10 protein-coding genes are annotated in these 12,152 nt (G+C 42.2%); 7 read left to right on the top strand and 3 right to left on the bottom strand.

Translation table 11 applies throughout. The features are described 5' to 3' along the window. Positions 1–2 precede the first annotated feature (2 nt). The 3 genes from accB to acuI all read right to left on the bottom strand — a co-directional run bounded on the left by accB (position 3) and on the right by acuI (position 2,168). Entirely contained in the window at positions 3–470 is a 468-nt protein-coding gene (accB, locus tag ACLPIE_RS00655; protein WP_430258725.1) for an acetyl-CoA carboxylase biotin carboxyl carrier protein, read from the bottom strand. Positions 471–494: 24 nt separating this feature from the next. Beyond that, the gene (gene aroQ, locus ACLPIE_RS00650; protein ID WP_430258723.1) at positions 495–953 is read right to left on the bottom strand and encodes a type II 3-dehydroquinate dehydratase; all 459 of its coding nucleotides are present in this window, start codon (positions 951–953) and stop codon (positions 495–497) included. Positions 954–1,184: 231 nt separating this feature from the next. Further along, positions 1,185–2,168 (bottom strand): acrylyl-CoA reductase (NADPH), encoded by a 984-nt coding sequence (gene acuI, locus ACLPIE_RS00645; RefSeq protein ID WP_430258721.1) that lies wholly within the window; start codon positions 2,166–2,168, stop codon positions 1,185–1,187. Between the two features lie 602 nt (positions 2,169–2,770). On the opposite strand from acuI, the gene ACLPIE_RS00640 reads away from it, so the two are divergent. The 7 genes from ACLPIE_RS00640 (at position 2,771) to nit1 (ending at position 12,152) form a co-directional block, all read left to right on the top strand. Next, the gene (locus tag ACLPIE_RS00640) at positions 2,771–3,814 is read left to right on the top strand and encodes a rod shape-determining protein (protein WP_430258719.1); all 1,044 of its coding nucleotides are present in this window, start codon (positions 2,771–2,773) and stop codon (positions 3,812–3,814) included. An 82-nt stretch (positions 3,815–3,896) separates the two neighbouring features. Continuing rightward, positions 3,897–4,865 (top strand): rod shape-determining protein MreC, encoded by a 969-nt coding sequence (mreC, locus tag ACLPIE_RS00635; protein ID WP_430258717.1) that lies wholly within the window; start codon positions 3,897–3,899, stop codon positions 4,863–4,865. A 43-nt stretch (positions 4,866–4,908) separates the two neighbouring features. Continuing rightward, on the top strand, positions 4,909–5,397 hold the full coding sequence (gene mreD, locus ACLPIE_RS00630; RefSeq protein ID WP_430258715.1) for a rod shape-determining protein MreD: 489 nt from the start codon (positions 4,909–4,911) through the stop codon (positions 5,395–5,397). A gap of 41 nt (positions 5,398–5,438) precedes the next feature. Next, positions 5,439–6,026 carry a Maf family protein gene (locus ACLPIE_RS00625; protein ID WP_430258713.1) on the top strand — a complete coding sequence of 196 codons (588 nt, stop codon included), beginning with the start codon at positions 5,439–5,441 and terminating at the stop codon, positions 6,024–6,026. After that, complete coding sequence (gene rng / locus ACLPIE_RS00620) at positions 6,023–7,492, top strand: ribonuclease G (protein WP_430258711.1); 1,470 nt, start codon at positions 6,023–6,025, stop codon at positions 7,490–7,492. The genes ACLPIE_RS00625 and rng overlap by 4 nt, the downstream gene beginning before the upstream one ends. Before the next feature lie 23 nt (positions 7,493–7,515). Further along, complete coding sequence (yhdP, locus tag ACLPIE_RS00615) at positions 7,516–11,301, top strand: AsmA2 domain-containing protein YhdP (protein ID WP_430258709.1); 3,786 nt, start codon at positions 7,516–7,518, stop codon at positions 11,299–11,301. After that, the gene (gene nit1 / locus ACLPIE_RS00610; protein WP_430258707.1) at positions 11,301–12,152 is read left to right on the top strand and encodes a deaminated glutathione amidase; all 852 of its coding nucleotides are present in this window, start codon (positions 11,301–11,303) and stop codon (positions 12,150–12,152) included. Before yhdP ends, nit1 begins: the two co-directional genes overlap by 1 nt.

Here is a 12,152-nt window from a genome sequence, read left to right as displayed (position 1 = left end):
CGTTATTCGATGACAACTAATGGCTCGTCAAATTCTACTGCATCACCGTTTTGCAACAGAATGGCTTTAACTACACCTGCTTTGTCTGCTTCGATTTGGTTCATCATTTTCATTGCTTCCACAATGCAAAGCGGATCACCAACACTAACAGTTTGGCCAACTTCAACGAACGGTTTCGCTTCTGGGCTTGGTGCGCGGTAGAAAGTACCTACCATTGGGGAGCGAACTTGGTGACCCGCAACAGCAGCTGGTGCCGCAGGGGCAGCCATCGCTTCAGATGGTGCGACTGCATTAGCCAGTGCAGGCTGAGCAACAGGTGCTGAGTAATATTGTTGAGGAGCCGTCATGACCTGAGAAGCTGGAGCTACACGACTGATACGTACTGACTCTTCACCTTCAGAAATTTCCAGTTCAGAAATGCCAGACTCTTCGACCAGCTCGATAAGCTTTTTAATTTTACGAATATCCATGGATATGATTCCGTACTCTTATATTTAGATTGAATTAATTAGGCGCACGCGGTTAACCGCAGCTTGTAACGCAAAACTATAACCATCTGCACCTAGACCACAAATTACACCGACTGCTACATCGGAGAAATAAGAATGTTGGCGAAATGGCTCTCTAGCGTGCACATTAGACAGATGGATCTCAATAAACGGGATACAAACTGCCAGTAATGCATCACGTAGTGCAACACTGGTATGTGTGAATGCCGCCGGATTGATTAAAATAAAATCTGCATCATTACGTGCATCATGAATTTTATTAATTAGCTCAAACTCTGCATTTGACTGGAAGTGGCTCAATTTAACGCCTAGTTGGCACGCTTCTCGCTCAAGCTTAGTGACGATATCAGCAAGAGTCTGGTTACCGTATTTATCAGGTTCCCGCGTACCAAGTAGGTTTAGGTTCGGCCCATTCAAGAGCAAAATGTGAATATCTTCTGGCATTATGCTGCTATCTCCGACGATAATATCAATAGCCCGACAACATAACGCGATGCTGAGCGTTTGTCATCTTTTATCATAAAAATAAATAGATTTTCTACTGACAAAGTACGCCATTATAATTATTTCGTGGCATATAGCAGCAAAATACTGGTCTTATCAGAGAAATTGCCCGAAATTATTTTATCAATTGTACTGTAATCCCTATTTTCCAAGATGATCGCATCTATGATGTTATTTTTCGCAAAGATTGACTAGAGTACGGCCAGTAACTTCATTTTTTAGTAGTTTTTGGGCATATTCGACGGTGTCTTCTAATTTTATTTCTGAACTAACTTGCTCATAGAATGATGGGGGAAGTAGTTTAGCCAGACGTTGCCAAACTTTAGGCCGATTAGCAGCAGGATAATACACAGAATCCACACCTTGTAAGCGAACATTACGCAAAATAAATGGCATCACACTAGTCGGTAGATTAAATCCTCCGGCTAAACCACAAGCTGCAACAGCACCATTATAGTGAGTCTGTGCAAGAAGGTTAGCCAACAGTTCACCACCAACCGTATCAATAGCACCTGCCCATAACTGTTTATCTAATGGTTTTGCTGGATGAGTAAAATCACTGCGTGGTAATATCTTTTTAGCTCCTAAACTGTGTAAGTAGGCATTATTTTCTTCACGCCCTGAAATCGCAACAACGTCATAACCTAAAAGAGAAAGTAATTGAACAGCGGTACTGCCTACGCCACCACTTGCGCCACTGACGACAATTTCTCCTTTGTCAGGGGTGATATTAGCGTCTTCTAAAGCATTTACGCACAACATAGCGGTAAACCCCGCGGTTCCAATGGTCATGGCTTGCTTTAGTGATAAGTTTTCAGGTAGTGGCGTTAAATATTTCGAAGGAACTCTTGCCTGAGAAGCTAGCCCTCCCCAATGGGTTTCACCCACTCCCCATCCAGTGAGCAGGACATGTTGACCAACTTGGAATCGAGGATCTTCACTGTGGTGGATGACGCCAGAAAAATCAATGCCTGGTACCATAGGATATTGACGCACAACGCCTGCTTTTCCACAAATGGCTAATGCATCTTTATAATTTAATGTGGACCAGTGAATATCGACTATAACGTCCCCAGCAGGTAACATTTTTGTCGTTAATGGCTGGATATCAGAGACAATTTTTTCTTCTGATTGTTGTAGTACAAGAGCTTTCATTGTTCACTCCTAGTGAAATGATTAAATATGTACTTTCAAAGTGCCCAAAATTTGCGCCTATTTATTGACGTAGTAACAGTGTTTAAGCTATTAATATTGTAATTAATTTGTAAAAAAACATTTTTTTCTAGCATAAATAGGCTTTTATCATGCAAAATGTCTCATCCCGAGGAATTTATTTTGCGGCTGTACTAACTTGCCTCATTTTTAGTAAATGATAGAGCTTACACTTCGCTAATTCACCTAGTTTATGTCGGAAATAGCCAGTGTGTAGCAATAATGAAAAGAACTAAATATTATTTGAACTTGTTGCCACAATAAATTGTCACACTGGGGAGTAAAAGATGGAGTATATAACAACCAAAGGATAGATGGCTTTTTTACCTGTTTTTACCGATGAGTAAAAAAGTGAAATTAATATCTATTTTTGAGGTTTTTATCTGCTTCGTTTTGATAAGAAGCGTGTACAGTACAGTACGTGAAAATAGATGAATGAACCATATTTTTAGAAGCTGCTCATTAACGCCTTGAGAGCGCTTCAAGTGATTGGTAGAGTAGACGGGTTTTTATTCGTCCCCAGCTTGCAGGATAACTCTTTCGTTATGTTTAAAAAATTTCGTGGCATGTTTTCTAATGACCTGTCGATTGACTTGGGTACGGCCAATACCCTTATTTATGTCAAAGGACAAGGCGTAAAATTAAATGAACCCTCTGTAGTTGCTATTCGTCAAGACCGTTCTGGTTCGCCAAAAAATGTTGCGGCGGTTGGTGGTGAGGCAAAGCAGATGCTGGGACGTACACCTGGAAATATTTCTGCAATCAGGCCAATGAAAGATGGCGTTATCGCTGATTTCTTCCTGACGGAAAAAATGTTACAGCATTTTATCAAACAAGTTCATAGCAACAGCTTTTTACGACCCAGCCCACGTGTATTAGTCTGTGTACCCGTTGGTGCTACACAGGTTGAGCGCAAAGCTATTCGCGAATCAGCACTTAGTGCAGGGGCGCGTGAAGTATTCTTAATTGAAGAGCCAATGGCGGCTGCGATTGGTGCGGGTTTACCTGTATCTGAAGCAACGGGTTCAATGGTTGTTGATATCGGTGGTGGTACCACTGAGGTTGCTGTTATTTCGCTTAATGGTGTTGTTTATTCATCATCTGTACGTATTGGTGGTGACCGCTTTGATGAGTCCATCATTAACTATGTGCGTCGTAATTACGGTTCACTAATTGGTGAAGCGACCGCTGAACGCATCAAACACGGTATTGGCTCTGCATTCCCAACGGATGAAGTCTATGAAATTGAAGTCCGTGGTCGTAACCTTGCTGAAGGTGTACCGCGTGGTTTCAAAATGAATTCCAATGAAATTTTAGAAGCATTACAAGAACCACTGACAGGTATTGTTAGTGCGGTGATGTTAGCACTGGAACAGTGTCCACCTGAATTGGCATCTGATATTTCAGAGCGAGGTATGGTACTGACAGGTGGTGGTGCACTTCTTCGTAATTTAGATCGCTTATTGATGGAAGAAACGGGGATACCCGTTATCGTTGCGGAAGATCCTCTAACTTGCGTTGCTCGCGGTGGCGGCAAAGCATTAGAAATGATAGACATGCACGGTGGTGACCTGTTTAGCGAAGACTAAATGGCCAACTATAGGCAGCTAGGCCGCCCCTAGCTGCTTTGACTATTTTTGAACCACTGATATTAGCGAAACTTAGCCACACATGAAGCCCATTTTTAGGCGAGGTCCATCCCTACAGTTGCGCATTTTTTTTGCGGTAATCATCGCACTTGTGCTGGTGGTGATTGATCATCGATTTGAGCCTTTCAATAAAATCCGTAACTACTTAGACACGGCGGTTAGCCCATTCTATTTTGTCGCTAATGGCCCACGCCAGTTTCTCGATAATATCTCCGAAAGTTTTTCTTCACGAAAACAACTGCAATTTGAAAATAAAGCCTTACGCCAAGAGTTATTACTGAAAAAAGCGGATAACTTGCTACTTGAACAACTTAAACAAGAAAATGCACGTTTAAGGGAGCTCCTCGGCTCACCATTGCGTCAAGATGAGCATATGATGGTGACACAGGTCATTTCTGGTGCAAATACGCCATACCGTGATCAGGTTGTGATTGATAAAGGCAGCAATGAAGGCGTTTATGAAGGGCAACCTGTTATAAGTGATAAGGGCGTTGTGGGGCAAGTTGTTGGTGTTAGCAACTTTAATAGTCGAGTCTTATTAATATGCGATACAACCCACGCTATACCTGTCCAAGTATTGCGCAATGATGTACGCGTTATTGCTGCGGGAACAGGGTGCACAGATGATCTTCAATTGGAACCATTACCGGATAGTACCGATATTCGAGTGGGTGATGTGTTAGTGACATCAGGGTTAGGTGGTCGTTTCCCAGAAGGTTATCCTGTTGCTGTAGTTTCTGCGGTGAAACACGATACGCAGCGGGCTTATACGATCATTAGTGCAAGGCCAAGCGCCGAGTTACAGCGTTTACGTTACCTCCTTTTGTTATGGGGCAATGAAAGCGACCCTAAAACGCCATTGCAGCCATCAGAAGTCTATCGGGCAGCAAACGAACGTTTAATGAAAGTATTGCCGCAAGTATTACCTACCCCAAGTGAAATACAAGGCCCACCATTACCACCATCAATGGCTCCGGTACCACAACCATAGGTAAGGAATAAGTATGATGGTTATGGTTAGGAGAATGAATTAAATGAATGAGTATCGTGGTAATGGCCGGCCCATCATTTGGTTGTCTTTTATTATTGCATTGATTCTGCAAGTGATGCCGTGGCCGGAGCAGTTAAGTTTTTATCGGCCATCATGGCTTTTGCTGATCTTGACTTACTGGGTGATGGCATTGCCGCATCGTGTTAGTGTTGGCACGAGTTTTATTTTAGGGATTATTGTTGATTCCATTCAAGGTTCTGCATTGGGCGTTCATGCACTCTCTTTTAGCATTATTTGTTACCTTGTTGCCTATAAACACCAGCTATTGCGTAATATGGCTCTCTGGCAGCAAGCGTTGGTGATAGTGCTATTGTCTATTATCCAAGATCTTGCCGTGTTTTGGGCTGAATTTTTATCATCTCAGGTATTATTCCATCCACAAGTATTCTGGAATAGCTTGGTGAATGGTATTCTGTGGCCGTGGTTATTTTTACTTTTACGGAAAATTCGTCGGCAGTTTTCTATATGTTAGCGTTAATTTTCGTTACCGAGCCTGATTAGGAATACTTGCTTATGTGTTTAATTTACCTTGCGTCTGGTTCGCCTCGTCGACGTGAACTGGTTCAACACCTTAATTATACCTTTGAAATCTTACGTCCAGAGGTAGAGGAAAAGTGGCAGCCGGGTGAAACGCCTGAAGACTATGTTCAACGCCTTGCACGAGATAAATCATTAGCTGGGGTGGCAATTGCTCCTGAAGATTGGCCTGTATTGGGTGCGGATACTATTGTAGTGCTCGGTGGTAAAATTTTAGAAAAACCAAGAGATAACACACACGCAGAGGCCATGTTAAGCACACTATCAGGTAAAACACATCAAGTAATGACCGCGATTGCATTATCCAATCGCCAAGAAACACAACAAGCCCTGATTGTGACAGATGTGACCTTCCGAGCGTTATCTTTACTCGAAATACGAGAGTATATACAGTCAGGTGAGCCGATGGATAAAGCAGGAGCATATGCCATTCAAGGTAACGGTGGCCGTTTTATTCGTAAAATTAACGGCAGCTATCATGGTGTTGTTGGTTTACCACTGGTTGAAACAGACGAATTAATTCAACGATTTTTAGCGTTAGGTGATGGTAGGGGAAAGTCATGACAGCGGAACTATTAGTGAACATTACACCATCTGAAACGCGAGTTGCTTATATTGATGGTGGGATATTACAAGAAATACATGTGGAGCGAGAAGCAAAAAGAGGGCTAGTAGGGAATATTTACAAAGGCCGTGTGAGTCGCGTGTTACCTGGTATGCAGGCGGCCTTTGTTGATATTGGTCTAGATAAAGCGGCTTTTTTACATGCGTCTGACATCATGCCACATACAGAATGTATTGCAGGTGATGAACAAAAAAACTTTCATGTCAGAGACATCGCTGAGTTGGTCAAACAAGGCCAAGACTTAATTGTTCAGGTAGTGAAAGACCCTCTAGGAACGAAAGGCGCTCGCCTAACGACAGATATTACATTACCTTCTCGTTACTTAGTTTTTATGCCGGGAGCATCCCACGTGGGCGTATCCCAGCGTATTGAAAGCGAAGTAGAAAGGGAACGTTTGAAAGCCTGCGTTTCGCAGTATTGTGATGAAAATGGTGGCTTTATTATCCGTACCGCCGCAGAAGGGGTGGGGGAAGATGAAGTTAAACAAGACGCGGCTTTTTTAAAACGCTTGTGGACAAAAGTCATTGAGCGAAAAAAACGCAATGTGACCCGCACTAAAATATACGGTGAGTTAGCCCTCGCTAACCGTATTATTCGTGATTTTGCAGGTGCTCATCTTGATCGTATTCGCGTGGATTCACGCTTAACTTATACTCAGCTACAAGAGTTCATTGCGGAATATGTACCAGAAATGACCGCTAAACTTGAGCTCTACCAAGGTAACCAACCCATTTTTGATTTATTTGATGTTGAAAATGAAATTCAGCGGGCGATGGATAGAAAAGTTGAATTGAAATCAGGTGGTTACCTTATTATTGATCAAACTGAGGCGATGACCACTATTGATATCAATACGGGGGCATTTGTTGGGCACCGTAACCTTGAAGAAACTATTTTTAATACTAATATTGAAGCAACTCAAGCCATTGCTCGGCAGCTACGCTTACGCAACCTTGGTGGTATTATTATCATCGACTTTATTGATATGATTGACCCTGAACACCGTCGTCGCGTGTTAGCATCATTAGAACAAGCGTTGAGTAAAGATAAAGTTAAAACGACTATTAATGGTTTTTCCCAACTTGGTTTAGTGGAAATGACACGTAAGCGTACTCGAGAGAGTTTAGAGCATGTCTTATGCGATGATTGTCCTACTTGTCAAGGTCGTGGAACGGTGAAATCAGTCGAAACGGTATGTTATGAAATTTTACGTGAAATAGTCCGAGTTCACCGTACAATCGATGCAGATAGGTTCCTAGTTTACGCTTCTCAAGCTGTTGTTGATGTTCTCAAAGGTGACGAATCACACGCCCTTGCTGAAGTGGAAATCTTTGTTGGCAAACAGGTTAAAGTTCAGGTTGAGCCACTATATAGTCAGGAACGCTTTGATGTCGTTATGATGTAGCATTTTGCTTTAAGGAGAAATGAGTGAGACGACTGTCACGCGTAGTATTGGTGACGACTGCGGTTATATTTTTTCTGTGTGCACTAGTGCTGACAGGGCTGCGTTTCCTCTTGCCTAATATCGATAGCTATCGTCAAGATATCATTGCTTATGTTGAAAAACGTGCAGATGTTGCCGTACAAATTGGTCATATTAAGGGGGCTTGGCAGTCTTTTGGCCCTACATTGACGTTATCTGATGTGGAGCTAAGCAATACCACTACGGATATGACAGCCAATACCATCATTGTTGAATTAGATGTTTGGCGTTCATTACTATCACTGCGTTGGCGTTTTCGTGATTTAACGTTTTATCAACTTAATATTGATTATAACGTCCCTTTCCATTTCGATGGCACCTCAGAAAATGAGTCTTTTGATGGCATAGAAGACTTATTTTTGCGCCAATTTGATCATTTCGTTTTAAAAGATAGCCAACTCACGTTCCTCACGCCTTCTGAAGAAAAAACCACCTTAATTTTACCAGAACTGTCTTGGCTCAATGAAAATGAGCGTCATCGTGCCCAAGGTTATGTGAGCCTTGAAACCATCAATAAACAGCATGGCTACCTACAAGTTAAACTGGATGTATCAGATAAAAACGGCATCTTAAGCGATGGTCTTTTTTATTTGCAAGCCGATAATATTGATATGCAGCCTTGGCTTAGTCGTTGGTTGCGCGAGAATACCTCACTGCGCGATGCTAACTTTAGTTTATCTTCGTGGGTGAGTTTAAAAAATAATCGCATTGATAGCGGGTTGATCCAGTTACGCCAAGGAGAAGCCAACTGGGGAACAGGGGAATTATCACAAAATCTGCAAGTCAATGATTTATTGTTACGAATGAAAAGGCAAGGGAATGGCTGGCTGTTTAACATTCCGGAACTTGATAAGTTAAAGACCAATGAATACATTTGGCCCCAAGGCAATGTATCTGTCTTGTACTTACCCTCCTCGACAAAATACCAAGGCAATGATCACTGGCGTATTCGAGCCAAAAATATTGAATTGGAACGCTTGAGCGAAGTTTTACCGACTTTTTCATTTTTGACGCCTGAGATGGTTCAAGATTGGCAACACCGTCAACCATCTGGCGTTGTTAACGAATTTGCCCTTGATATAACACAAAATATGCCGGAAAACATGCAAATTAGCATGGATTGGCAAGATGTGGGTTGGAAAAAATGGAAAGAACTCCCTTCCGTGGATCATTTTTCGGGTGTTCTTGTAGGGGGAATGCAAAGTGGTGGTGCAGTAATCCGCTTACAAGATAGCAATGTCGATTATCGCAATGAATTTAAAGCTCCTTTTGAGATAAAAACGGCGGAAGGACAGTTTTATTGGATTGATAATGACAGTGAATTTAAGCTCTGGAGCCCATCTTTAGACCTACAAGCTAAATCACTTTGGGCAAACGGTGAGTTTCGTTACGCAAAAGCTAAAAAAGGAAATTATGCTGATTTAGCTATCTTAGCTGGGCTACGCTTAGATGATGCCGGAGATGCTTGGCGTTATTTCCCACAAAAACTTATGGGGCAAGATGTTGCTGATTATCTGACGAAAGCGGTTATTGCCGGAAAAGTCGACAATGCGACGCTAGTGTATAAAGGCGATCCTGCGCATTTCCCTTATAATGGTAATGATGGCCAATTCCAAGTTTATGTCCCGTTGCGTGATGCTACCTTTGAATACGACCATCAATGGCCGGCTCTTTTAGATTTGGATATTGATTTAGATTTCAGGCGTGCGGGGCTATATATGCATGCGCCAACCGTCAAACTAGGCGATGTAACAGCGACGAACCTTGATGTGAACATTCCCGATTACACCAAAGAAATGCTGTATATCGATGGCGATATCAGTGGAACGGGAAAACAAATTCAGCAATATTTTACTCAGACTCCAATGAAACATTCAATTGGTGATACGTTAAACGAGTTGCAAATTGGTGGAACTGTAAATGGTCAGCTTGGCTTATCTATCCCGCTGGTGGGAGGGAAAGATGTCGTTGCCAAAGGCACGGTTAACCTTAATAAAAACGATCTGCTCATTCAGTCAATTGATAGCACTATTTCGTCCCTGACAGGAAGTTTCACATTTAAAAATGGCGACTTGCAGGGGGATAAACTCCAAGGGGAGTGGTTTGGGCAACCTATTACGGTTGACTTCACAACATTAGACACGCCCAAAGATTATCAAGTCAATGTTGATATCACTGGTGATTGGGCACTGAACAAACTGGCAATGCTACCGGATGAAATAAAAAAACGGGTTTCTGGAACCTCAGATTGGAAAAGCCATGTTGCTATCACATTACCTAATTCAGCGAAGCAACCAGTCGGTTTACAAATTGATGTTACCGCGGGTTTAAAACAGCTAAAAAGCCAACTTCCCGCATTAAACAGTCAATTACTTGCTGAGCTTGGACAAATACATGTTCAAGCCAAGGGCACGACTGAGCAACTTACTATTGGTGGCAATATTGGTCAGCGCCTTGGGTTTAATTCCTTGTGGGATCTGAGTAGTAAGCCATTAAAACTAGTTAAGGCAAAGGTTGCTCAATGGGACAAACAAGTGCCAGACTTGCCAAAAAACTCATCATTAATAGTGAATTTACCTGCGATTACGGATATGGATTGGCCAAAGTTGGCCGGTCTATTGGTTCCTTCCGGCAGTCGCCAAGGGGGGGGAAGTATTGGCCTCCCTGAGATACTTGATGTCAACATACCATCAATTTATTTAGGCGGTCAGCAATGGGAGAATGTCAGTTTCTCCTATAACTTGCAGCGTGCAGAACAATATATCAACATCGATAGCCATAATTTAAAAGGGTCATTACAAATTTTAGCTAATCAACCTTGGCAGGTTGCCATTGATTATTTGTATTATAACCCAAGTTCATTTGGGAATACCCAACCTGCCGAACCTACACAGTTTGATTTTAGTCAGTGGCCTCAATTACAAATTCACTGTCAGGAATGTTGGGTGGCTGGGCAAAAACTCGGGGAGCTTAGCGCAAATATTCAGCCGAAAGGGCATTTATTGCAACTCACCGGTGGTACTCTGAATAACAGTGCGACACAATTAAAACTAGACGCCGTTTGGCATAGTGAAAAAGGCAATAAAACACAAATTGCGGGTTCATTGTCGGGTAAGGCCTTTGATGAAACGGCAGCTTATTTTGGCATTTTAGTTCCGATTATTGATTCGCCTTATACCATCGAATTTGATTTAAACTGGGCCGATTTACCGTGGTCGCCAGATATCAGCACACTAAATGGCAAGTTATCAGCTAAACTGGGTAAAGGTGCCATTGCACAAATGGGCGGTGGGCGAGCAGGACAAATATTACGGTTAGTCAGCTTTGATGCCTTACTACGCAAATTACGACTTGATTTTAGCGACACATTTAGCGATGACTTTGATTTTGATTCAATTAAAGGTGATGCGACGATACAAAACGGTATATTGTCTTCAAAAAATACCTATGTTGATGGTTTGATTGCAGACATTACATTTGATGGCAAAATTGATCTTGTTAAACGCCAAATTAATGTTGAAGCCGTCATTACACCAGAAATATCTGCTACAGTAGGAGTTGCTACCGCATTTGTAGTAAACCCATTTGCCGGAGCCGCAGTGTTTGCGGCAACGAAGGTGCTTGGTCCATTATGGAGCAAAGTTTCTGTTATTCGATACCGAGTAACAGGCAGTTTGGACGAGCCAAAAATTGATGAAGTATTACGTCAACTGAAGGAGACCCAAGAGTAATGAAAAATGCAAACGTTGCACTTTTGCAGTTATGTAGCGGGAATAATACTAAACACAATTTGGCGCAAATCGAACAACAAATCAAACAGTTGCCAGAAACGGTTCAATTAGTACTGACTCCTGAAAATGCATTACTATTTGCGGACGCTGCAATTTACCGCAAACAAGCGGAAGAGCAAGGAAAAGGCCCTCTTCAAGATGCGATCAGTGCAATGGCAAAGCGTTATAATGTTTGGATTTTAATTGGTTCGATGCCAATGATTAGCCGCGAAGATCCTCAGCGTATCACTAGTAGTAGCTTATTATTTGATTCACAAGGAAATATTAAAGCTCGCTACGATAAAATTCATATGTTTGATGTCAATATAGAAGACGAGCAGGAAACTTATAATGAGTCTGTCATTTATCAGCGTGGTGAACATATTACCGTTGTTGATACCCCTGTCGGCCGTCTTGGTATGACGATTTGTTATGATTTACGTTTCCCAGGTTTATTCCAAGCGCTACGTGAGCAAGGTGCAGAAATTATTTCTGTGCCTGCGGCATTTACGCGTTACACAGGGAAAGCGCATTGGGAGCCGCTACTGCGCGCTCGTGCCATTGAAAACCAATGTTATATCTTAGCTCCAGCTCAAGTTGGGGTACATGGTACTAGACGTACTTGGGGACATACTCTCGCCGTTGATGGTTGGGGGCAAGTGATGAAAAAGAATGTAGACGCAGTTGCCTCTATCGTATTGAATATTAAAACAGATAGTTTGGAAGGCATGCGTGAGCAAATCAGAGTGGTGAAACACAACCGCTTTAGACCGCAACTGACATCATTAATTAAAAAAGAAACTAAAGAGTAA

It is taken from the genome of Providencia sp. Me31A (genome assembly GCF_050487165.1).
In the GTDB taxonomy this organism is placed as follows: domain Bacteria; phylum Pseudomonadota; class Gammaproteobacteria; order Enterobacterales; family Enterobacteriaceae; genus Providencia.
The sequence above is the reverse complement of the archived record's forward strand: the minus strand, read 5'-3'. Positions and strand labels throughout refer to the sequence as shown.